The organism is Vibrio phycocola, from assembly GCF_053850235.1.
On the sequence record NZ_JBSQDJ010000002.1, the window covers coordinates 556416 to 581850 of the forward strand.

The window sequence follows — 25435 nt, forward strand, 5'->3', positions numbered from 1 at the left end:
GCCGTTCACACAATATTGTAAGGAGTTTTTAAGAACCAACTGGCGGTCATCGATGTTAACACTTAGATTCAAAAAAGGCCGTGAGAGAATAGCCTGAGCGGAATTAGACGTGTTAAATCGAGTGTTCAAAGGAGATTAAGAGAATCGGACGAATTAAGAGAAATAACACGACTTGTTATGGACTATAGATAACCGTTCTATTCCGCCCGTTTTTCTTGGCAACGTATAATGATTTGTCTGCAGAAACCAACCATTCATTTAAAGAATGTATTTTGCCATCTAGAGCACAAACTCCGATACTGACCGTAATGTCTATATCAACCGGAGAAAGTTGCATTGGTGCTTGATAGTGAATTGTGTGTTGTTCGATCGCTTTACGTAACTTTTCTGCAAATAGAAATGTTTCGGTTTCATCACAATTTGGAGCCAAGATCAAAAACTCTTCTCCTCCAAACCGGCCAAATATATCGGATTCACGCAACAGCGATGAAATGATTGATGTTATTGATTTTAAGACAAAATCCCCTGCATCATGTCCCCACTTATCATTCACATTTTTAAACTTATCGACGTCAATTAGCAGTATCGATGCCATCGTTTGATAACGGTTATGTCGTTTCCACTCATCTGTCAGATTCGCCATTAGTGACCTTCGATTTGGGATTTTGGTCAACTCATCAGTCAAAGCCAAAGACGATAACTTTTCTTCTAATTCCTTTTGAGAGGTTATATCTTGAATAAACCCAATCACAGAGCCGACTTGATTTGATTCATTTAATTGCGGTGTACCTACAACCTGTAACCACGTCGTGGAGAGCGTAGTATCTTCAATCACCTTAGCTTGAATTTCAAATTTAGTTTGATACAAAATTGCAGCTTCTAACGCTTGCGTTAGCCGAAGTTTCTCCTCGTTTGGAAAGAGATCAAGAATCTGATTTAAAGTGAGAGAGCCAGTTGAATTGCTCTCGTCGATAGTATTGCGAAAGCTATCATTTGTGATAAAAAACTCTGCGTTCCCTACTTCGTATAAAAATCCAGAAAAGAGCGCAATGTCGCCAGCAGTATGCATAATCTGCTGTAGTTGATTAGAATATTTTTCCACTTCCATTTGTTTGGTTAAATCTTTACCTATCCCCATATAGCCAATAATTTCGTCTGACTTATTCAAAATCGACGTAACTGATACAGATACCGGAAACCGATGGCCGTTTTTTGTTACATAAGTCCATACTCGTTCATCAACGATCCCCATTTTAGGTTTTAAAACAAGTGTTTCAAATCCAGGAGTTACCGTTGTGTTTAGCTCTTGATTTAACTCATTCGTATATTGAACGAGCTCTTCTTCAATATGAAATATATGTGGGGTTGCGCAGTTAATCAATTCGTCAGCACGATACTCAAGCAGTCGTTCGGCCGTCTTATTAAAGTGGGTAATCGTGCCATCAGGCCGAGTTACAATAATTGTAAAGTTACCCGAATCGAGAATAGTATTCTGAAGTGCGATGATCTCATTTAGTTGTTTATCTTGTAAATATCTCGTTGAGATATCCTGAAAACTCCCAATTACCCATTCACCTTGTAAGAGAGCTGTGACACTAAACCAGCGCTTTTTATCTACATCGAAACAAACGACGGTATTTATTTCATCTCCATTGCCAAGATTATCAAATGCCAATTTTAATGGTTCAAAGTCTTGTGTTGTAATGACACTCGCTAAATAAGACCAAGTGACCGATTGATTTAATGTTAAGTCTAGCATTTCAAGGAAATTGGTTGAACATACCCATTGTCCTGTCGTTTGATGACAACGAAAGCTACCCAGCTTCGATATTTTCTCAGCTTCATTTAACTGACTTTTCGCTTCGATTTCCTTGGTAATATCATATGCGAACCCAATGTAACCTTCTGTTTGTCCGAGTACATTTTTAACCGGAGTTATAGTGCTATGAAGCCAAAATAGTTCGCCAGTTTTGGTTCGATTACATATATCGCCTTGCCATACCTGTCCCTTTATTAACTGATGCCACATGTCAGCATAAAATTTAGGTGATTGATGCTTACTCTTAAAAATTCGATGGGTCTGTCCGATAACTTCCTCTCGCGTGAACTTCGCGATATGTAAAAAATTATCGTTAATCTCTGTTATGACACCTTGCGCATCAGTAGTCGATATAAGACTAAAATGATTCAGGCTCTTGTGCAGTGCTGTAAGCCGATTGGTTTGGGCATCCAATTCACGAGATGTCGTTCGTAATTGTTCAAACTGGGCAATTTTATCGGCTGCAGCCAGCGCCCGCCCAAACTGATCCGCCAATACACTAGTGAAGACAATATCACCTTCTGTCCAAGTCCTAACTTCATTCATATGCTCACAACAAACAACGCCCACTGTGGCCCCGTTTCGGCGAATAGGTGCGTCCAGCATTGATTTGATATTCAGGACGTCTAAATACCCAATACAAAATTCTGACGTCAGAGGATCGTTAACCGCATCATTGGCACATATCACGATCTCGTCATCAAGCGCCGAAAAATAACGAGGAAAATTGTCTCTGTTGAGTTGAAGCTCGGTATCTCGAGTTCGGTGCTGTTTATCTATCACTAACTGAGAATGAAGATAACTACGTTCTGAATCACCATCTAACCAAATACCAGCTCGCTGAATTTCAAGCCCAGTAATCAAACTTGTTACTATCAGCTCGCTCGCTTCTTCTAACAAACCACCATCGATAACTTTACTCATCATTATCGTGTTAAGCAGTTGCTGTTGTAATGGGTTCATGATGTATCGGCCTACACTTAAGTATTTTAATTATTATTATAGTCATTAACTCTCAACCTTGCCTCTTGACCGCTACAACAAACGAGCTCCGTCGAATATCCAAAATTCATGAACTCTATACGCCTGCGATTGCAGAGTACCAGAAACCAAAAAACCCCTAAACACGATGGTTTAGGGGTTTAAAAATAAATGGACATCATACAAGATTAAGTTAGAGGCTACTCATCTTGTTTCTTTTTAGGTTTCTCACAATACATATCTTCAATTTCGACTTCATAACGTTGGTTGATCACCTTACGACGAAGCTTTTGTGTCGGAGTCAGTTCGCCCTTATCCATAGAAAATGCCTTTGGCAACAAGGTGAATTTTTTCACTTGCTCAAACTTAGCAAGATCTTTTTGCAGTTCAGCTACTCGCTTTTCTAGCATTTCAACGATATGACTGTGTTTTAACAATTCAATTCGATCTTGATATTTAATGTTGAGCTCTTTGGCATATTCTTCAAGTGATTCGAAACTTGGCACAATTAACGCAGATACAAACTTACGAGTGTCTGCAATAATTGCAATTTGCTCAATAAAGTGATCTTTGCCAATTGCTCCTTCAACAACTTGAGGTGCAATATACTTACCACCGGAGGTTTTCATTAACTCTTTAATTCGGTCAGTAATGAATAAGTTACCTTGCTCGTCAAACTCTCCTGCATCACCTGTTTTAAGGTAGCCATCTTGATCGAATGTCGCCGCAGTTTCTTCCGGCATTTTGTAATATCCGCGCATTACCATTGGGCCACGGACTAATATTTCATTTTCAGGCCCAATTTTAATGTCGGTTCCAGGCATTGGCTTACCAATTGAGTCCGGATCAAATATATCGTCGTTCCAACATGATAACGTTGCAGTGGTTTCTGTCATTCCGTAACCCAGTTTGACATTAATTCCGATTGCGTGAAAAAACCGCCCTATCGTCGTATCAAGCTTGGCACCACCACATGGCATAAACTTAATATTTCCACCAAGTAATGCTCTTAATTTGGCTAGTACTGCTTTGTCAGCGAGTTTGTAGCTCTGTTTCAATAGGAACGAAGGTTTTCGTCCTTCCTGCTTACATGCAGAAATACGAGCGCCCATATTCACCGCCCACGTAAATACCAATTTACGATGAAACGGAGCTCGCGACACTTTTTCATGAATCGCTGAGAATATTTTTTCATAAAACCTCGGTACCGCGCACATCACAGTTGGACGAACGTCACTCAATGCGTCACGAACTTGCATTGTATCTTGCAAATAACAAACGGTCGCACCGCGATACAAGACATAGAAACACCAAGCGCGCTCATAGACATGTGATAAAGGTAAGAAGCAGAGTGAGATATCTTCATCAGTCACTACCATTCGTTGATCGTGGCCGTTTAACTGTGATCCCATATTGGTATAATCGAGCATTACCCCTTTAGGTCGCCCAGTCGTACCGGAAGTGTATATTAATGTGAATAAATCATTGTTATTGGCTTGGTCTAGGCGCTCTTCGAATTGAGATTGAAATGCAGGTCCACCGGTTTCTATAAACGCATCCCAAGAAAGGCTATGGGTGTTTTCCTGTAGAATAACCTCGTCACTCATAACAACGATCAACTTGAGTTCATCACAGGATTCAAAAATGGACTCCGCTGAATCATACTGAGCTTGCTCACCGACAAAGAGAATTTTCACATCAGCATCGTTGAGAACATACGCTGATTGTTCAGCGGTATTTGTAGGATATATAGGAACGGTGATCGCGCGAACCTGTAATGCGCCAATGTCAGCGATCGTCCACTTCATCATATTGTTAGAATAAATACCGACCTTGTCTTGTGACTCTATCCCATGTGCTAACAATGCAAGCGACACGGCATCAAGTTGCTGACCAAATTGAGTCCAGCTAATGCCATTCCAAACACCTTCATCTTTTTGACGAAGCGCTATCCGGTCACCGCCTTTGGTAACTTGTTTTCTTACAGTTGTAACAACATGAAAATCTAAATTGGTCATATTTTCTACCTTTGGCTTACACATGTAAGCTTAAACAGGCGGTAAGTGTACATTCAGCAATATAAAAGGCAACTAATGAAACATGTTCTGTATCCCATAACCTTCATTCGGGCTAAGCTTTTACTTCGTCCCTTAATAATGTAGTACCTACAGGGCTTATCTCAGCGATAGGTGTGGCATTATTGTTACGCCAAAATGAAAAATGTAACGACAATTTAACAAAAAGAGAAAGGTTAATCATGAAAAAAGTGTAAATGGTAGGAAAACCAACGACGGCCTAATAGAAAGGAACTAGCACAGATCGAGTTCTAGTAGCATGCATGTGATTATCGATTAATTCCGTGTCTTGCGATACACAGCAGTTACTGCTAAAACTTCCACCCGGCACCAATATAAGCTTGCCCTGTAGAGTAGTCTAAGTCTTCGGTATATTTAATACTCATGGTCGGTCCTTTACCATTAGAATTTGCCCAGGTTTTCTCCAGCCCAACTTGAACCGTCGCACTCGAGCCTGGCATGAAGATCGGAAGATCACCTATCGGCGCCTGATAAGCCGTATTGATTGCCCAGAGACTCGATCTATCCTTTAACTCTGCTGACAAAATACCAGACGTGCCGACATTATATAAAACAACGGTACCATCAGTTGTTAGCTGTAGATCTTCGCCAATCCGAAAGCCGAGATTTGTGCTCCACCTCATATTATCAAAGGCTAAGGTATACCCCTCGGATACATTCACCTCGTTTTCGTAGTCTATATATCCCGACGCTATAACTTCTGATCTCAGAGAAGTATGTTTGTTTGGGCTATACCATGCACTTTGTAAGCCCAGAGAAAGCGTGGATGTGACTTCGTCATTGGTACCTTCTGTTCGACTGTTATCACTGCTTATCACCGTATTGTTCATGTACATCAATTCAATCTCGCCACTGCCAATACCATTCACCGTGATGTTGTCAGTTATGTTTAAGCGTGGCGTTTTTTGAATTGATTTGAGCCTAAAATACAGGGCTTTCTGCTCTATCGAGACCAATGTTCGTTCGCCTTCTCGGGTGATGCCTGAAAGACCGATTTCCATTGACGAATATTTTGATCTCATTGTATGGTTTAACGCGACACCAACGACACTGTCGCCAGCGGTAGTTTCTGCTGTGAATAGTGAACCTTGTCCATACGCGGTATCAACGATGGCTTGTTGCAAGGCGTACGATTTTGAAATATCTCTTTTGCTGTAATCACCATTTGTGACCTCATTGAACACTTGTCCAATCTCGGAAGGAACACGAGCTACCGGAGTACCTTCATGATCGTAAACCCTAAAATACATTCCAAAGTCTGGCGAATAATTGTCTTGTGTTAGCGCCGCTCCACCTTTCACATCGCCTTCTTGTGTTATGTATCCGTAGTTTAATTTCGCTATGCTGCCTGATTCTTCATCTTCAACAACCAAAACTGCGTGGCTCCCCGTCACTTTGGAGTAGCCCACCATATAAATTGAGTCCTTATCAACGCCAAGTGCGGTTAAGATTTGCGCCTGAGCTAACACAACATCACGACACACGCCGCCAGGATCATCGGTTGAAATACTTGCCAGCATCTCTTCTATCGTTACGACACCTTCTCCAGAGTCACCGACATTATCTGCACGTTCGTAGTTATAATCTTGGCCAAATACATCACCGAAATAAGATGCTACTTCTATCTTGTCGCTAAAAGAGAGATCGTCTTTAACGTTCTCAAGTTCTGTCTTCCAGTTACTTGGGTCGTCGATCATCGATTGGATGACATTCATCGCGCTGAGGGTATTGCTACTCAATCCGACAGTGCTTGAAGATAAAGAGTGATACGAACTATATGTACCTTCTGAATGGGCGAGACTATCAGGAGAATATGAGGTTCCAATGAAATAGAAAGAAGAATCATGTTTCCCTCTGCTCGTTTTCACCCTTGGACTTCTCTCATATTTAGGCGAATTGGAACACTCGACACATGAGTCTAATGGTGATCTAACCGTGTGGTCTACGTTAATCGCGAGCGTAAACTCGGGGCTCTGAGGCTTTATGGTAGCCAATGGGACTTCACTAAGATCAGCATCATTCGCGATACTTTGAAACGATATCACTAAACACAGAATGGCAGTTTTTTTAATCACTAGACTCATAACAATATCCCGATGAATTTAATTTCCTATCGGCTATTGCTTTAAATAACTTGAGCGATTTAATTCACTTTATTTTATTGACAAAATTAGCGTTGATAACTAGCACCATGCTGATTGTATACGCAGCTTGTTACTCATCAATATTAACCTAGTAACATACCCTTCATACTCAACTAAATTACTATTGCTTTCTATTGGGTTTATTTTAGATGCAAAAATAACACTATTGCCTAACGGCCTAGTTCCCGATTTATTCCTTTTCATGTTAATTTAATAAAAATAATATTTTTCATAAACTTATACCTGTCTTAATAATTAATATCAAAAGTTTAAATGATTGTTGTTATGTTGCGATATGGCTCTCAGTAAAAATATTATAATAATTTAATATTGATAAAATTTAAATTTTCATAGAAATCGATGAATATTCAACTCAAGGAAAGTTTGGCACAACGTATTGTTGAAGGCGCAAATAAAATCACCAACTATCCAATAAGTGTTATGGATAAAGATGGTTATATTATTGCGTCAACAAACCCTGCTCGTTTATATCAAAAACATGGCGGAGCAATATTGGCGATTAGTGAACAAAAACCGATTGAAATTTCATCGCATATGCTTGCTGAATTTCCCAACGTCACACCAGGAATCAATTTACCGATATTATTTAATAAAGAACCCATTGGTGTTATTGGAATTGCTGGACCTTTGGAAGATGTTCGTCCTCTAGGTGAAATGGTTAAGATGGCGGCCGAACTTGTTGTTGAGTATATGTCAATGATGGACGCCACTCGCTGGAATGAACGCCAAGGAGAAGAGTTTTTACTCGAGTGTATCGATTCAGAAACCCCTCCCAATCACATATTAAACCGAGCTTCAATGCTTAAACTTACCTTAGATGAGCCCTTTGCCTTGGTTATCGTTGAAAGCCAAATAGGTGATGATATTCAAGATAATATCGACATTTTGAAGTCTTGGTCGTCGAAACATATCATGGCAGAGTACACGAATAATATGAGTATTATCTTGATGACAATGTCAAATAGCGACCGATTTTCTAATGATATAATGGCTGATTGGCAGGGGTTAAAGAATTACTTTGAAGAGTCATTCCCAAGTAATATCATCTGTGCTTTAGGTAGCATTTACCACAATATTATCGATCTGCCAAAAGCATTTGAAAGTGCGCTAGCTGTTTTGAAATCGGGTAAACGTTTAAAACCTGATAACCATTTTTATCAATATTCCGATTTTGAATTACCCGCTTTATTTGATGGTGTATTTAATGAGTGGCAATTTAGTAAAATTCATCACTATGTTGAACTATTAGAATTGACAGATCCAAGTTTGATTGACGTATTAATTTGTTGGTATGAACACGATTGTGATATTAAAAAAACATCCTCGAAGTTATTTATTCACCCAAATACATTACGATATCGTATTAAGCGAGCTGAAGAAATTTGTCATTTAAATCTATCTGATTATAAAGATAAATGTCGCCTTTATTTTAGTCTAATTCTGTAATTATTAAACGCTAAACCTTCTCAATAAGCATTTTGCTTATTGAGAAGGTTTTTTCAACTACACGTCTCTATTACTCAAAATTTCCTCAATAAGTGGAATAACTATTTTCTCCCCTTGTATTTCGAGTTCTATAGAAGCGCGTTGTGATGACGGATTTGTAGTCATGCGAACTTCAGGAAACTCCACGCCTTCACGAATACAACAAGCAACGACAGTGTGTGCTTTGTGAGCAGGCAACTGCCAATCTAGGTGCACGACTCGTTCGCTCGCATCAGTTTCGATTTCCCGAGCAGGAAAGACCATATCCTCTGAATAGCCATGAGCTAAGGTCGATTCTGCATCGGAATGGTTAAGTAACTTACACTTATATAAATCTAGATCACGGCGATTATGTGTGAGCAAGATAGTACTGCTGCTAGAACTCAAGGTCGCGTTAAGTTGGCTATGTAAACGCCAGTTTAAAACTTGTTCGCTCTCTAGACAGATCGAATCGATGATCACCAACCCATATTCCTCAACCAATACCAACGTACGATAAAAGTGGTTAACTGGCTCGGCATAAGAATGACTTAAGTCCAATGTGACGATCTCGAAGCTCGGTTCATTCCGTCTCGTTACTACTTCGCCAATCGCTTTTTGATCATCCAATTTTTGACCGGAATTACCAACCAAGGGTAAGTTGTGAGCGATGGTTTGTCGGGTCCACTCACTATGATGGCGACTACCAAAGCGATATCCATAACTACCTGTTGGGATTAAAACTCCAACATCACGATCAAAAAATGCAATATTACCTTGGTCTCCATGGCGGTGAGAACTGTTGCCGAAAGCGCTCGCTCGATAATAAAGAGACATATTACGTCGCATTAGTTTGCCCAGGCCTGCATATGAGTAATAGTGGTTTAGTGTGTGTTGTTCTTCTATTTTTTTCGCAGTCGGTTTCTTGTTTTTTACATTCAATTCAAACTCCAATTGCGTTGCTGTAGGGACAACGTCGAGCAAGTGAAGTTGATAATCATTGATAAGTCGCTCTAATTGCAGTGAGTGCTGGTAGTCGACCGAATCACCAAAGCGCGCCGAATAGATTCTTAACGGGTTTTGTGCAAAGAACCCTGGCCACTCTTTACCATCACGCTTACACCAGAATCCATCACCAAATGGGTAAATGGCTTGCTCAGGCGTGATAAAATCTCGCGCGAATTTATGGAAGTTTCTATAAAACGGATGTTCATAAAAAGAGAACCCAGATAACCGTTCAACGCTTAAGAAAAATGGATGATGCCACTTCGTATACGACGATGCATAGAATGGCCCTTCAACCCAACTGCCATCGATTCCTCCATAAAATGGTAAGATACCTCGATAAATCATGATTGAGTAATTTAACCACTCCTCGCACTCTTCTTTGTCGTGTTCACGATGCAGGGCTAATGCCGCAACACCTAAATATCCAGAGAGTCTTGAGGTATGTGAATGGCCAGGATATTGTGCAAAATTATCTTGTTCAAGTCGCTGACGAAGTTGTTTACCAATTCTGACTAACATCGGGCGAATAAAAGCTTTTTCTGATTCATTGAGTAACGGGGCTAACCAATGATAAACAAGGAATAGATTACGAGATAACGACAACCCTACTTCATCTCCCCACGTACAAGGACGCAGTAATGACGCGGGGCCTTCTGGGCTCCATTCTGCAAGCTGCAATAATCGACTTAACGCTTCATTACCGTGCTTTTGCTCTCCCCAAATTCGGTACAATAATGCATTTACCACTAAGTCCCGATCGATCCATTTTCTCACATTGGCGATGGCTTCTCGTTTTCCTTCTTCGAGCCCACGTTGATAATGTGATGGATAATAAATTTCAGACATTGGCACAGCTTGAAGCGCAGTTTGCTTCAACTTAGGGTAAATATCGAAACACTGTTCTTTGATAGGAGAAACATCTTCATTAAAGTACATCAACCACTGCTCACGACCACTACATTGCTCAAATAGCTCACTCGCGGTGGGCGCTATGTAATTCGAAAGCGAGTCGTTAATTTCAAATTCAATCCAATCCGAGACATTGTTAGCGTCTATCGTTAAGCGCCACTTATAAATTCCAAACGGTAGCAGAAAATCAAGCTGCAAAGGCGATTGGACTTGTTGCCAATTCCATTTTTCACCGGTTGTAGAGTTCTCTAACTCTAGGTTGTATAGCGTATTTTCTCCGCTATCTGGCCAGTTAAAACTAGGCGGGTTAACTGCCGCTGGCGATACGGGACTAGGAGATAAATTTATCTGAAAATCATGGGTTCTTGCTAGATCAAGCATTACTATTTTCCTTATGAAACCACTGATATTCACCTGTTAAAGGATCAATGTTGCCAATGATTTTCGCGGGAGTCCCTGCTGCAATACCGTAGGGTGGAATATCACTTGTCACCACTGAATTGGCGCATATGAGGGAGCATTTACCAATATGACAACCTGGTGTCACAACCACACCAGAGGTTAACCAAACACCGTCTTCTATCGTTACTTTGCCTTCATCGGTTCTAGCACTAAAATAATCGTCCTGTGGGTCGTAGAGATGGTTACCTGCAACAATACTAACATGAGGACCAACTAACACATTTTCCCCAATCTGCACATTGCCATTAATATAGCTATATAACCCAATATACGTTTTCTTACCGATCTGATTTTCTTTAATGCGGACAATTGCGCCAGGTGCTATACGGACATCTTCTGCTAAATGCCCTAATATTTCAGCTCGTTTATTATCGTCTAGATAGTTATTACTCTTATGGCAATAAAGCGTGAACTTTCTAAACTCTTCATCGCTTAACTCACCACCATGTTTTTTCTGTACTGACATCGGCTAGATCCATTAAGGTTTAAAATAGGGACTTGCTCCGTAAAGCAAGTCCCGAACGCTTTACTCTTCTATATAGTATTGCTCTTTATAATGGAAGAATGGGCTCTTATACACAGAGAAGAATTTCTCTGGCACATTTTTCATTCGGTTATGAACAACCGCGGGTGACCCGGTGTAACGTAAAATACCAATGGCATAAAGGTTCTCAGAGTGAATCTCCATAACTTCGTTAACCATTTCGGCAAATTTCGCTTTATCTGTCTCCTGAGTCAGTTTCTCGTACAAATCAACAAGAACCTGCATTTCCGGTGTAGGCGCTTTACCGTTAGCACCATTCGACTGATAGTATGCTGCTTGAAGCGGTGCAAAGTTGGTATTAGACATCACTGGGAAGTAGTTATTTGCACCAAATAGTGGGTTCAAACCAGATGTATTATTGTGTAAGACCATCTGATATTCGCTACCACGACGTATTTGGTTAAAGTAACTCTTTTCATCCGAACGCATGATAAAGCGAAGTTTTAAGTTATCCATGTCTGCTTTAAACAGAATGGCACCTTCTTCACTAATTTTACGCCCCGCTTGGAAGTGAACCAAGAAGCTGAGTGGTTTCCCATCTGAACCTAAACGGTATCCTTCTTTGTCTAACTTGTCTAAGCCTAAACTATCAAGCATCATATTCGCTTTTTTAACATCGAGCTTGGTGTATTTAGTTGACGTTGCTTCACTGCCACCCGGTGATTCCGGAAGAATTACTGATTGAGCAGGAGCAGATAGCCCAACCCCTAAGATCTGGTTTTGTGTATCACGATCAATACCTAGCGAGATTGCCTGACGGAAGGATTTATCTTGCATCAAACGTTTCACTTCCATGTCGTCGCCGGTGTAATCCTGGTTTGGAATTAGCACCAACATGTTAGCGTGGTCGCTCAGATCCATAAGGCGAGTTTTATAATTTCCTGCTTTCTCGCCTTTTTTCAGTGCAGTAAAGTCACTGGTTAGTTTAGAGATACGGTCGATATCCACTTCACCAGCAAGAGCTTTCAATATACGCACTTGAGGTTCTGCTGCTTGCGGCCAGGTCATCGAATCAATGTACGGTAATTGATTACCTTCAGTATCCACTTTCCAGTAATAAGGGTTACGTACAGCACTCTGTTTTAGCTCTTGAGGGTCAGTGTTATAGACCCATGTGTAAAGAACCGGAAGATCAGGGTTGGTATTCGAGCGTGTATTCCAACGATTCTGGAACAGCTGACGCCAGTCTGTCATACCTGCATCTGAGATCTTCTTTTGTAGATCCGCTTCAGAAGTATACTTAGGTAAGTATTCTTTGAGGTAATGTTTAGGTGACTGCGGTAAACGAAACTCCATTGTTGAGCGAAGGTGCTTTTCAATGAAGTTAGGATTCGGCTCTTTATAATGAAGCTCAAACGTTTGCTCATCAATGATTTTTAGCGTTGCAGGTTCACCACCTGATAAAAACAATGACTTAACACTCGGCTCAAGGTCAGAGTTCATTTCCAGATCGTTGTACCAAAAATCAACGTCTTCTGTTGTAAATGGCGAACCATCTGACCATTTCATGCCTTTGCGGAGTGTAAAAGTATAAACGCGAGAATCGTCAGAAATGGAATATGACTCTGCAAGGTTTGGTACGCGTTGTTGGTTGTCGTCAAGATCAACCAGCGGCTCTGCACTCCACTCATGGAACTGATAATTGGGTTCAACACGACGCCATTCGCCACCGTATTTCCCAACATTATTTATTGGTTTAACAACTAAAGGGTTTTCAGGCATGCGTTCTTCGACTGCAGGGATCGCACCTGAGTTAACCATATCGGTCAACATAGGCGCTTCCTGATATGCCCAGGCATTTAATGCTCCTAGCATCAAGGAAAGTGCTGCGAGTTTATGTTTCACGTTTATCTCCTGTTATTGTTTTAGGTATATCTCTTCGACTAAGTGACAAGCACTTTGACGGAAGATTTCTTTGCCGTTATGGGTGTCAGCAAATTGTCGTAATTCTGGCGACGTTGTTTTACATATTTCAGTCGCATATTTGCATCGGTTATGGAAAGCACATCCCGATGGAGGATTCGCTGCATCGGGAATTTCTCCTCCTAAAATATCGCTGCGAATCTGTCGCTCTTCGATATCGGGAATAGCATGCATTAATGCTTCGGTGTATGGGTGCAAAGGCTTTTTGAATAACACGTCTGTTGAAGCCACTTCGACTATTTTGCCTAAGTACATGACACCAACGCGATCGCACAAATATTTAACAACGCTTAAATCATGAGAAATGAACAAGTATGAAAGATTAAATTTGTTCTTAAGCTCTCCTAAAATCTCTAGGATTTGAGCTTGAACCGAAACATCTAAAGCACTTACCGCCTCATCAGCAACGATAAAGCGAGGGCGAGTGATCAGTGCTCTGGCTATGCCAATTCGCTGGCGCTGTCCACCTGAGAAAGCATGTGGGTAACGCATGAGATGAGAGGCTCGCAACCCAACCTGCTGAATCATATCTTTCGCTTGTTCATAGAGGTAGTCTTTGTCTTTTACACCTGCAAGACGTAAAGGCTCTTCCAATATCTCTTGCACCGTCATACGAGGAGACAACGAAGAGTATGGGTCTTGGAAAATCATCTGAACTTCTTGACGAATAGGGCGAAGTTCTTTTTGAGTCATTGGTACAAGGTCAACCTGCTCTCCGGTTTTACTATGATAAATAACTTTACCGCCAGTGGGCTCCATAGCTTTTAAGATTGCTCGTCCAACGGTTGTTTTTCCACAACCAGACTCTCCCACTAATCCAAATGTTTCATTCGGATAAATTTCGAAATTAATATCATCAACCGCTTTAATTACACCTTTGCGTCGACTAAATGCACCACCTTTCATACTGAAATGCATTTTTAATCCGTCCACTTTAACTAATGGAGTTGCTTCAGAATTCATGATTTACGCCTCGAAACATCTGACCTTATGGCCATTTTCTTGTGAAACAAAAGGAGGAACTTCTTTACGGCATTGCTCGGTCGCTTTATCACAGCGCATCCAGAATGGGCAGCCCGTAATTTTACTGTATGGATCGGGCACACTGCCTCGTATTGGCTTCAATGCATCTTCGGTATGAAGTGTCGGAATTGATTCAATGAGAGCCTTGGTATAAGGATGCTTAGGCGCTTTTAGGATCTGGTCTGTGGTCCCATACTCAACAATGTAACCAAGATAAAACACGGCAATTTCTTCCACCATGTTTGCGACGACCGCAAGATCATGAGTGATCAAGACAAGCGCCATATTCTGTTCACGCTGTACATCTTTTATCAGGCTTAAAATTTGCGCTTGAACGGTAACGTCTAGCGCAGTTGTCGGTTCATCAGCAAACAGTAATCGAGGATGGCAACTGATCGCCATCGCGATCATGACACGCTGACGCATACCGCCAGAGAGTTGGAAAGTATAGTCGTCGTAGACTTCATTTGCTCTGGGCACTCGCGCCCTTTCAAGCATATGAATGGCATGTGCTTTTGCCTGATCTTTCGTCATATCAGTATGTTGCATGATTAACTCACGCATTTGACTACCAATGGTATGTATTGGGCTTAAGCTACTCATCGGCTCTTGGAAAATCATTGAGATTTCCTTGCCTCGAATGCTGTTGATCTCTTTGCCATTTTTCTTAGTCTTAAGCACATTAACAGGCGTGCCATTTCGGTGATAAGTTACCTCTCCTTTGGTCACTCTAAATGACGGTTCAGGTAATAAACGAATTGCCATACGAGAGGTCACGCTTTTACCACAGCCTGACTCACCCACAATGCCTAGACTCATGCCTTCGTAAATGGTTAGGTCAATATCGTTCAGAGTATTAGTAACGCCCTCAATAGTATGAAATTGAGCTGCTACGTTCTTATATTCGAGTAATTTGTTTCGCATAATTTAGGCTCTATTCATATATGGGTCAGCAGCATCACGCAGGCCATCACCCAGGAAGTTAAAAAACAGTACAGTGACGATGACGAAGATCGATGGGTAAAGTATCCAAGGGTAGTTAGCGATAACTTCAATACTTTGCGCTTCTTGCAGTAAAACGCCCCAACTAACAACTGGTGGACGTAGGCCTATCCCTAAAAAGCTAAGTGATGTTTCCGCAATTATCATCGCTGGAATACTTAACGTAGCTTGAGCGATAACAAAGCTTGTCGCGCCCGGTAACAAGTGCTTGCGGATGATGTAGAAATTTCCAGCGCCGGATAATAACGCGGCTTCGGTATATTTCTCTTCCTTTAAGCGCATCACGATTCCACGGACTACCCGTGCAATACCTGTCCAACCAATTACCGATAAAATTAAGGTAATCATGAAATACACGAATATGGGCGACCATTGTGGGGGGAGCGACGCAGCCAATGCCATCCAAAGAGGAATTGAGGGAAACGACATCAATACTTCAATCAAACGCTGAATGAAGGTGTCGATTTTTCCGCCATAAAATCCCGATATACCACCAAGAACAACGCCAAAAACAAGACTCAGCAGTACGCCAATCAAACCAATTGAGAGTGAAATTCGCGCTCCGTGCACAATCTTACTGAATATATCTCGGCCAAGCTTATCCGAGCCCATCAGAAATAGTGCCGCACCATCATCAACCCCGAGTAAATGAATGTCGGTTTTAAATAGCCCAAACACTGAATATTCATAACCTCGGTGAAATATACGAATGGGGTATTCCTCACTACCTTGAGTATATTCAAACTCTAACGTTTCCATATTTAATTCACGTTCTAAGTTGTGAATAAATGGTCGAGTAAAGCTACCTTCACTATTTATAAAATGAATTTCACTGGGTGGTGCATATTTATATTTTGCTGCGTATTTATTGATATCCGCGACGGCAATAACATCTGCAAATATGGCAACGCTATAAAACACGATAATCATAATTGCACTAAATAACGCCATCTTGTGTTGCTTAAAACGCAACCACATTAGCTTGGTTTTAGAGGCATAAGCTATGTCACTTGCGTGGTCATCGACTTGTGCGGCTAAGCTATTATCTAGTTCGATATCTGAGCTAGGATCTAAATGAGATTGGGACGTCATGGTAACTCCTAAGCGAGACGAATACGTGGATCTAATAATGCAATGAGAATGTCAGAGATCAGCGTACCGATAATCGTGAGTACCGCTAACATCATTAAGAATGTCCCCGCTAGATACATATCTTGGCTGCGTAACGCTTCTAGTAGATATGGACCTGTTGTCGGTAAACTAAGAACAATTGCAACGATGGCACTGCCTGAGACTAGTTCTGGTAGCATCCACCCAATGGTTGACGCAAGTGGGTTAACCGCATGACGGACAGGATATTTTAGAACGACTTTGTAGGCTGGAAGTCCTTTTGAACGAGCGGTATCAACGTATGGCTTATGTAGCTCATCCATCATTGTGGCGCGCATGATTCGAATTTTACTTGCGGTTCCGGCCGTTCCGACCACTATTACTGGAATCCAGATATGTTTCATCGCATCAAAAAACTTATCCATACTCCATGGTGCGTTGAGATATTCAGGAGAAAATAGCCCGGAGAAAGGTGAACCAAACCAACTAAGAGACAAATACATAAGCAATAATGCGAGTAAGAAATTAGGAATTGCCAAACCTAAAAAGCCAAAGAAACTCACCACATAATCAAACATTGTGTAAGGTTTTAATGAGGTCAAGATACCCGTTACAAATGCCGTGAGTAGTGTGAAGATCAGCGTGATAAATGTGATTAAAAATGTTAACCCCAACTTACCCCAAATAAGATCTTGTACAGGCTTCTGATGTTGAAATGAATAGCCAAAATCACCATGTGGAAACCCACTTATCCACTTAAAATAATTAACAAACATGCTATCACTAATCCCGAGTTCTGCCTGAATACTCGCCCTTAGCGCATCAACATCGTTAATGGACCCATCGATAACCAATCGCTCAGATATGTAAGCATCAACAAAATCTCCTGGTGGGATTTGAATAATAACAAACGATACTATCGATATAATTATGAGAGTAGGAATGGATATTAAAAATCGTCTAAGAATATAGGAAAACATAAATCCTCTTTAATTAACTCAACGTTATTACTTCTTATTAATTTAAATTAACTTACTAAATAAAAATATATTTCAGTAAGAATGATATTTATTAAAGTTGATTAAACCCCTTCCCAATCAATAAGATTAGAAATAAATAAAAATAGTTAGATTAATGAATTCAGAAATGAACATAGATATATTCAATTATGAGTTCTTTTAATGTCTACAATAGATATTGCACCAAGAGAATTTGTATGACATTAGTAATTTGTCAAAAAATTCACCCTCATTTGTGCTAGATTTTTGTACACTTCTACAAATCGATGTTCTTCATATCACGAATAGTTAGTGATTTGTTAACATGATCACTAATTCGTCGCTCAGCCTTAATTTAAGGTGCAAGCTAAAAAGTGGTTGTCGCCATTACCCTTAAATTCTTGCATTATATTGGTTCGACTTGGGCTATTTAAGTGCATGATTGGCCTTCTAATTCCACTCGCCATAGCAAAAAGCACAACCATCCCAACCTGAAGTGTACCAATATCCCATTTTCATCCCATGGAAACATGGCATAAAGATTGTTAGTTCCTGACTACTACCACTACAAAGGAATGACATCATGCAAGGAAACAATGATTACCCTCTCAGCGAGGTGCCAGATAGCAGTAGAAAAGGCATGTTCTCAATGATGGCTGTGCTACTCGGGTTTACTTTTTTCACCTCCACAATGTGGGCTGGTGGTCGCCTCGGCAGCGCATTTTCAATGAGTGAGCTCTTAACCATAATTATTATTGGTAACCTCATACTTGGCGCGTACGCTGCTGCACTCAGCTATATTGCTTACAAGACAGGACTCAATACTGTATTACTGAGTCGATATTGTTTTGGGGAGATCGGGAGCAAACTATCGGACTTTGTTCTCGGCTTCACCCAAATCGGTTGGTATGCATGGGGTGTCGCCACCATCGCCATTGTACTTACCACACTTCTAGGGCTGAGCGAAAGTTGGCAAATGCCATTGATGATTATCTTCGGTTTTGGCTTTTGCGTTTCCGCTTCGATTGGCTATCGCGCACTGGAATTGTTATCTAAAGTTTCTGTTCCAGTAATGCTTATATTTATCGCATTAAGCATTTACCAAGGTGTGATCGATATTGGCGGAATGGTAGAGCTTTTTGGAATTACGCCAAGTGATAATATGGCGTTTAGCGCTGCGATTACCGTTGTTATAGGAACCTTTATTAGCGGTGGCACGCAAGCAACCAACTGGAGTCGGTTCTCCAAAACTGGCAAGATCGCGGTTATATCAACGCTCGGCGCATTCTTTATCGGCAATGGATTAATGGTGTTCATTGGAGCATTTGGAGCAATGATATACCAACAATCAGATATTGTAGACGTGCTTGTCGCACAAGGCTTTTTGATTACTGCCGTCTTAATGCTCTTTGCCAATATCTGGACCACGCAAGACAATACAATTTATAACTTCGCTGCTGCTGGATGCAACTTATTTAGGACAGAACGACGCGTTTTAATTACGATTGTGGGCGCCGCCATTGGCACAATATTGGCGATATTTGGTATGTATAATTATCTGATTCCGTTCTTAATTTTACTGGGCACTTTTATTCCCCCAATTGGCGCGATTATTATGACCAATTTTTGGGTAGTTCATAAAGCAAGCCCACCAACACTGTCGCAAACTACATTACCTCGTTTTGATTATGCAGGTTTGCTTGCATACGCACTCGGTTCCGGCGCGGCATATTTTTCTGCGTGGATGCCTCCTATTATTGGAATGATTGTGGCAAGTATAAGCTATATTGTACTCACTCAAATTTTTGCACGTTCTACTCAACCCGTCAGCGCTAGCTAATTCATGCTAACTGTACGAGATATCCCTCAAATTGAGGGATTAAATTCAATGGTCATTCAGACAAAATCCGAGAATGTTAATAGGGCCATCCGCTGGCCCTATATCGCTGAAGACCATAATTTAAGCCCTTGGTTAAAGGGAGGTGAAGTCATTTTTGTCACTGGGATTAATCGACAATGGACAGACCATCAATTTAGCCAATTAGTAGACACTGCGTTACGCTGCCACGCACCGGCCATTGTTGTACTTACTGGTTCAATTCACATACCAATACTCAATAAAACGTGGTGTTACATCTGCGAGCAAGCGGGAATTGCTCTAATTGAACAACCCTACTCTTTGCCCATGGTAACCGTAACGGAGCGACTGTCTAACGCGATAATTCAAGATACATTCTCTCAGCGTTCTAAACAGTGGTTTATCCAACAACTGATACACAGCTCTACACACGTCCCTCCGATTGCATTAACTCAAGCACGCACGCTCGGCTTAGATTGTGATGTTGAGTTAACGGTGGCTGTTTTGCGCACGGAGTTACCAAATGACACTGTCAACGAAAGCAGTGTTTTCGTTATGCAAGAATTTTTACTCCGTCACAAAAGCCCATTCCCTATCACAGAGATCCATAACGGTTGGGTTTTGATTGTGCCAACTCAATCCTTTGACCAGCCCAGTTATAGTGAAAAAGGCTTAGAAGTTTGGCATGCTCTAAAGCACGATTTATCGCAACATCAACTCATTGTCTCTATAGGATTAAATGATGGAGGTACACTCGTCGATATCAATCGAGTGACTTATCAGGCTCGACAGTGTGCAGATGTAGCAAACAATTCAAATCAAAATGGCGTCTACCACCATCGCTCTTTTGGTTTACAGCAACTTTTTGCCGCGGTGGATGATGTTCAACTCAAACATGACTTTTGCGCTCGTTATCTAGGTTCTCTTTATAGAAATCAAGATATCGACAGTGTTACTCTAAAAACAACATTGCGATGTTACTTCGAACAACTCGGAGCTCTACGTCAGACGGCTTCAGTACTCAATGTTCATAGAAACACGGTAACATCTCGTCTGCATCGTTTTGAAGCTATAACAGGGCTTTCTATGACAGATGCAACTCATCGCCTCGGCATTCAAAATGCGCTGTTAATAGAACGGGCGATGTTTCCAACTCCAATAGATTCCTAAGGATAATAATGAAAATAATTAACGCTCGCTTACGTCATTCCGATGGACTCCATACAATAGAATGCGAACAAGGACGCTTCACTAACATCATACCACAATCTGCAACCATCAATGACGAATGTGATATCGATGCTAAGCAACAATTAATGTGTTCGCCATTTGTCGAACCTCATATTCATCTCGATGCGGTACTCACCGCTGGGGAACCGCGTTGGAACAAAAGTGGAACTCTATTTGAGGGGATTGAGTGTTGGGCAGAGCGCAAACAGATGTTGGACGAAGCGGATGTACAGTCACGTGTTCTTAAAGCAGCAGAACTACTCATATCAAATGGTGTTCAGCACGTTAGAACTCATGTCGATGTCACTGATCCAAGTCTCACCGCATTAAAAGCGATTGTTCCTCTCAAAGATAAACTTGCGCCGTTTATCGATCTTCAAATCGTCGCATTTCCTCAAGAAGGCATTTTGTCCTTTCCCAATGGTAAAGAGTTAATGGAACAAGCTCTGGAAATTGGTGCTGATGTCGTTGGAGGCATTCCTCATTTTGAATTCACCAGAGAGTATGGTGTCGACTCGATGCGCTGGGTGGTTGATTTAGCCAAGAAACACAACAAGCTCGTTGATGTCCATTGCGACGAAATTGACGACGGTAACTCTCGTTTCCTTGAGGTATTAGCCACAGCCGCATTAGAAACAGGCATGACATCAAAAGTCACCGCGAGTCATACGGTTGCCATGCATTCCTACAACAATGCTTATTGCTCCAAATTATTCCGTTTATTGAAGATGTCGGGCATTAACTTTGTGTCTTGCCCGACCGAGAATATTCACCTTCAAGGAAGGTTCGATACCTTTCCTAAGCGCCGTGGGATCACAAGAGTCAAAGAGTTACGCAATGCAGGTATTAACGTTGCACTTGCGCAAGATTCAATTCAAGACCCTTGGTATAGTTTGGGGAATGGAAAACTGTTGCGACAAGTTGACTTTGCTCTACACGCTTGTCATATGATGGGCTACGATGATTTTAAAACAGGCCTCGACTTTATTACCGACAATGGCGCAAAGGTGATGAACATCGACCAAAGCTACGGTATTGAAGTTGGAAAGCCCGCTAACTTTATCATCTTACAAGGCGCTAACGACGTCGAAGTGATACGAGAGCAGTCTGAAGTATTATGGTCAGTGAGAAACGGTGACGTAATCCTAAAACGAGAACCGGCTATAGTGACTCAATGCCCAAGTTTTGAGGCATCTTAACGTTCATTAAAGGGGCTTAAGTAAACTAAGGTTCTTTAACACTTAACGACTTAAGCCTTCATCTTGCTGTGCTTGAATAGCATCAATGATGTTATCAACGTACCCATCGCATGAATGGATTTCGTTCTCGTTAGACGGCATAACAATAGGTTCACCGACGTGATAGAGATTGATGATAGAGTCAAACTTTGGAACAACATCTAAGTCATTTACCACACGATTGATCGCGATCTTATCGGAAAAATAGTCGGAAAACTCTTTAGTTCCAATTGGTGGTGCACCAAACGAATATACCTTCATAATATCAGGATTCACGCCTAACTCATGTAAATAACAGCTTGCAAGTGTCGCTAACGCCCCACCCAAACTGTGACCAACAAAAACAATCTTTGTCGTTTCATTTAAGGTTTTTACATCTTTTAAAAGTTGGCTTAACATTAAGTTGTTTGAACGCGCTTTTTTACTTTTTAAAGAACGAAAAAACAGTTTAAAAGCACCGTAAAACCCTTGATGCACCCGTCCTCGACTTAAGAAATCGACCCCTTGAAAAGTCGCATTTGTCATCCAGTCTTGTGGTTTATTTGAACCTTGGAACACCACAACGATTAAACGCTTATTGGTTTGTTTATCGATCTTACTTAAATACAAAAACTGAAGGTCGACGACACTTTTCTTACCTTTAAAATAAACATAGAGTTGATGCAAAAAACCCCGACTCAACATCCCTTTATGACTGGCTGTTGAATGGTAGTAATACGTATCAAAATCGTAATGACGTGCGAGCGTTGTTTTCACCATTTCTTCTTGTGAATACATTAAACACGCAAGCTTGGCGAGAGGAAGTGCGCCTAAAAAATTAAACTTATTATCAAAAGAGACCGCCATCTTAGTGGGCAATCCGTTACGCTCTAACTTAACTTTCCACGCTAATTGGATCGAATTTTTTAGAATAATTTTAAAAGTAGGAAATGGAGGAATGATATTATAAGCGACCGGAACCACGAGTTTATCATCTTCTAGCTCGATGGTATCTTTGTTAACCCAGTTACCTTGCTGGTCGAGGATTTCAATTTCACTACCCGCTATTTCAGAAGGAAAAAGATCCCCAAGCGCACACGGTTCACAATTGGGGAACGAAATAATATGAATGCCTTCATCTAGTTTGTTCGTATAGATTTCACTTTCCCCTTTACGCCGAATTTCACGGTTATAGTCGTTTAAAAATCAGTGATGTATTGATACCACCAAACGCAAAGTTATTGGTCATAACATATTCACAAGACATACTTCGGCCCTCAGACTTAATGTAGTCTAAGTCGCCACAACGACTATCCACCGAATTAAGGTTTAACGTTGGCGCAAACCAATCTTGATTCATCATGTTGATGGTCAACCATGCTTCGACAGCACCACATGCACCTAATGTATGACCAAAATAGCTTTTCAAACTTGAAATTGGCATACGGCTACCGAAGACATTAAATGTCGCGTTAGTTTCTGCAATATCCCCTAATTCCGTTGCCGTTCCATGACCATTCACATAACCAATTTGTTCAGGTTTTAGGTTTGCGTCCTTAAGCGCCATTTCCATACAACGTTGCATGGTCTCCGCTCTTGGTTGGGTAACATGGGCCGCATCACAGTTTGTCGCAAAACCAACGAGTTCCGCAATGGGCTTAACTCCACGCGCCATGGCATGTTCATAATCTTCTAAAATAAGGGAGCCAGCACCTTCACCAATAACTAAGCCATCGCGGTCTTGGTCGTAAGGTCTAGGACTTAGGTGAGGCTGATCATTGTATTGGCTAGTGGCAAATAACGTATCAAACACCGCGGCTTCGGTTGGACATAGCTCCTCTGCTCCACCAGCAACCATTGCTTTTTGAATTCCAAACTTGATTGCTTCGTAGGAATAGCCAATGGCTTGAGAACCCGATGTACATGCCGATGAGGTTGGAATAACCCGTCCACGTAGCCCAAAAAAGAGTCCAGTGTTAACAACAGTAGTATGCGACATCATTGCCACATAAGTGTTTGCATTTATGTTACGAGTGCTGTGATCTAAGAGCATTGTCGCAAACGCAGATACCGGGCCGGTGCTACCAGTCGATGAGCCAAATGCTATCCCTGTTGATCCGTCAGTTAAAACATCTTCACCAATCAACCCCGCCTGCTCAAGGGCATATTCGGTAGCTCTTGTTGATAACAAAGAAACTCGCCCCATGGAGCGAATACGTTTACGTGTATAATGCTTTGGCAGTTCGAAATTTTGTATTGGGGCAGCAAGGCGAGTTTGCAGCCCATCGTACTTATCCCATTCATCCATCGTGACGACAGCATTTTTATATTGACGTAAACCATTCCATACCGTTGAAAGGTCTTCGCCTAGTGCTGTAACACCCGCCATTCCGGTGACGACAACTCTATTCGTCATTAATACAAACCTCCATTGATACCAATTACCTGACGGTTAATATAACTCGCATTCTCAGACATCAAAAATGCGGCTAACTCTGCAACCTCTTCTGGTTTACCCATTCGCTGAACCGGGATCTGAGGCATGACTCTATCGACAACATGCTGCTCTACCATTCCTGTGTCGATTAAACCTGGTGAAATACAGTTAACCGTAATTTGCCTACGTTTGTTACTCAATTCTAATGCTAGTGCTTTGGTTGCCCCAATAATTCCAGCCTTGGCGGCAGAATAATTGACTTGCCCACGATTTCCGATTTGACCGCTTAATGATGACAACGTAATGATTCTACCCTGCTTTAGTCCAATCATAGGCATAATCAGTGGGTGTATGACGTTATAAAAGCTGTCTAAATTTGTATGGACAACACCACGCCACTCATCACTTGTCATAGATGGAAATGCATTGTCGTTAGACATACCCGCGTTATTGACCACACCATAATAGCCGCCATATTGTTCAATTTGGTCTTCGATAATCGCTTTACACTCTGCTTGATCAGCGATGTCAAATTGTACAATACGACATTGACCACCTTTGGCTTGAATTAGCTCCGCGGTCTCTTGAGCGCCTTGCTGATCGCGACCATAGTGAATGGTAACAATGAAATCATCTTCTGCTAATCTCATCGCAATAGCTCGACCGATACCTTTACTTGCACCAGTAACCAACACATTTTTCATATTCTCTAACAGCCTATTACTCATTATTATTCATTGCGCTTAACATGCTATCTGAAGCGATAACGGTATTGACCTGACCAGATGCAATCGTTTCTTCGGCTTCATCACAAATAACACATTGGTACACCGCCATGTTTTCATCTCGTATTAATTCAGTCGCACAAATCCGATATCGTTTACCTTTAGTAAAACACCCAGAATTATGCTGATAACGCCTCGCCCCTAACAAAAAGCCTATTGGTGGTTTTTCACCGTCTGCAGACGCTTCGATTCCGCCTAATGCCGCCACCGACTGAGCCATGTATTCTATTCCAACTTGGCCAGGGACGCCGTTGAGTTCATCATCAAAAAGAAAACTGCTTTCATTAATGATGACCTCACATGTTATCGATGTATTTGTATGTTCAACGACCCTATCCAATAGAACCATCGGGGCACTATGAGGAAGAAGTTGTTCGATCGCAGGGTATAATTTTGAATTCATG

Annotated in this window: 18 protein-coding genes; 4 read left to right on the top strand and 14 right to left on the bottom strand. The window is 41.3% G+C overall.

Annotated elements, in window-relative coordinates:
- Positions 1 to 175 precede the first annotated feature (175 nt).
- The 3 genes from ACWU4D_RS05805 to ACWU4D_RS05815 form a co-directional block, all read right to left on the bottom strand.
- Positions 176 to 2782 carry a sensor domain-containing diguanylate cyclase gene (locus tag ACWU4D_RS05805; protein ID WP_456050453.1) on the bottom strand — a complete coding sequence of 869 codons (2607 nt, stop codon included), beginning with the start codon at positions 2780 to 2782 and terminating at the stop codon, positions 176 to 178.
- Between the two features lie 218 nt (positions 2783 to 3000).
- Positions 3001 to 4818, bottom strand: coding sequence for an AMP-dependent synthetase/ligase (locus ACWU4D_RS05810; protein WP_456050454.1), 1818 nt, complete (start codon positions 4816 to 4818; stop codon positions 3001 to 3003).
- Between the two features lie 368 nt (positions 4819 to 5186).
- Entirely contained in the window at positions 5187 to 6764 is a 1578-nt protein-coding gene (locus ACWU4D_RS05815) for a hypothetical protein (protein WP_456050455.1), read from the bottom strand.
- A gap of 636 nt (positions 6765 to 7400) precedes the next feature.
- Between ACWU4D_RS05815 and ACWU4D_RS05820 the strand changes: the two genes are divergently transcribed.
- The gene (locus tag ACWU4D_RS05820) at positions 7401 to 8507 is read left to right on the top strand and encodes a CdaR family transcriptional regulator (protein ID WP_456050456.1); all 1107 of its coding nucleotides are present in this window, start codon (positions 7401 to 7403) and stop codon (positions 8505 to 8507) included.
- 57 nt (positions 8508 to 8564) lie between these two features.
- Here the strand turns inward: ACWU4D_RS05820 and ACWU4D_RS05825 are convergent, their stop codons facing one another.
- From ACWU4D_RS05825 to ACWU4D_RS05855, 7 genes are read right to left on the bottom strand one after another with little or no spacing between them, the layout of a single operon-like run.
- Positions 8565 to 10823: a heparinase II/III domain-containing protein gene (locus tag ACWU4D_RS05825; protein WP_456050457.1), complete on the bottom strand. Its 2259-nt coding sequence runs from the start codon at positions 10821 to 10823 to the stop codon at positions 8565 to 8567.
- Complete coding sequence (locus ACWU4D_RS05830) at positions 10816 to 11370, bottom strand: acyltransferase (protein ID WP_456050458.1); 555 nt, start codon at positions 11368 to 11370, stop codon at positions 10816 to 10818. Before ACWU4D_RS05830 ends, ACWU4D_RS05825 begins: the two co-directional genes overlap by 8 nt.
- Before the next feature lie 60 nt (positions 11371 to 11430).
- Positions 11431 to 13293, bottom strand: a complete 1863-nt coding sequence (locus ACWU4D_RS05835) for an ABC transporter substrate-binding protein (protein WP_456050459.1) — start codon at positions 13291 to 13293, stop codon at positions 11431 to 11433.
- Between the two features lie 12 nt (positions 13294 to 13305).
- Entirely contained in the window at positions 13306 to 14334 is a 1029-nt protein-coding gene (locus ACWU4D_RS05840) for an ABC transporter ATP-binding protein (protein ID WP_456050460.1), read from the bottom strand.
- A gap of 3 nt (positions 14335 to 14337) precedes the next feature.
- Positions 14338 to 15318, bottom strand: coding sequence for an ABC transporter ATP-binding protein (locus ACWU4D_RS05845; RefSeq protein ID WP_456050461.1), 981 nt, complete (start codon positions 15316 to 15318; stop codon positions 14338 to 14340).
- A gap of 3 nt (positions 15319 to 15321) precedes the next feature.
- Positions 15322 to 16488: an ABC transporter permease gene (locus ACWU4D_RS05850; protein ID WP_456050462.1), complete on the bottom strand. Its 1167-nt coding sequence runs from the start codon at positions 16486 to 16488 to the stop codon at positions 15322 to 15324.
- An 8-nt stretch (positions 16489 to 16496) separates the two neighbouring features.
- Complete coding sequence (locus ACWU4D_RS05855) at positions 16497 to 17486, bottom strand: ABC transporter permease (protein WP_456050463.1); 990 nt, start codon at positions 17484 to 17486, stop codon at positions 16497 to 16499.
- Between the two features lie 601 nt (positions 17487 to 18087).
- On the opposite strand from ACWU4D_RS05855, the gene codB reads away from it, so the two are divergent.
- The 3 genes from codB to codA are packed head-to-tail and all read left to right on the top strand — an operon-like array spanning position 18088 to position 21791.
- Complete coding sequence (gene codB, locus ACWU4D_RS05860) at positions 18088 to 19344, top strand: cytosine permease (protein ID WP_456050464.1); 1257 nt, start codon at positions 18088 to 18090, stop codon at positions 19342 to 19344.
- Positions 19345 to 19347: 3 nt separating this feature from the next.
- Complete coding sequence (locus ACWU4D_RS05865) at positions 19348 to 20532, top strand: helix-turn-helix domain-containing protein (protein WP_456050465.1); 1185 nt, start codon at positions 19348 to 19350, stop codon at positions 20530 to 20532.
- Between the two features lie 8 nt (positions 20533 to 20540).
- Positions 20541 to 21791 (top strand): cytosine deaminase, encoded by a 1251-nt coding sequence (codA, locus tag ACWU4D_RS05870; RefSeq protein WP_456050466.1) that lies wholly within the window; start codon positions 20541 to 20543, stop codon positions 21789 to 21791.
- A 42-nt stretch (positions 21792 to 21833) separates the two neighbouring features.
- Here codA and ACWU4D_RS05875 read toward each other — a convergent pair whose 3' ends face one another.
- From ACWU4D_RS05875 to ACWU4D_RS05890, 4 genes are all read right to left on the bottom strand, one after another.
- Positions 21834 to 22676, bottom strand: coding sequence for a lipase family protein (locus ACWU4D_RS05875; protein ID WP_456050467.1), 843 nt, complete (start codon positions 22674 to 22676; stop codon positions 21834 to 21836).
- Positions 22677 to 22998: 322 nt separating this feature from the next.
- On the bottom strand, positions 22999 to 24225 hold the full coding sequence (locus ACWU4D_RS05880; RefSeq protein ID WP_456050468.1) for a beta-ketoacyl-ACP synthase: 1227 nt from the start codon (positions 24223 to 24225) through the stop codon (positions 22999 to 23001).
- Complete coding sequence (gene fabG, locus ACWU4D_RS05885) at positions 24225 to 24974, bottom strand: 3-oxoacyl-ACP reductase FabG (RefSeq protein WP_456050469.1); 750 nt, start codon at positions 24972 to 24974, stop codon at positions 24225 to 24227. The genes ACWU4D_RS05880 and fabG overlap by 1 nt, the downstream gene beginning before the upstream one ends.
- Positions 24967 to 25434 (bottom strand): ApeP family dehydratase, encoded by a 468-nt coding sequence (locus ACWU4D_RS05890; protein ID WP_456050470.1) that lies wholly within the window; start codon positions 25432 to 25434, stop codon positions 24967 to 24969. The genes fabG and ACWU4D_RS05890 overlap by 8 nt, the downstream gene beginning before the upstream one ends.
- Between the last annotated feature and the right edge of the window lies 1 nt (position 25435).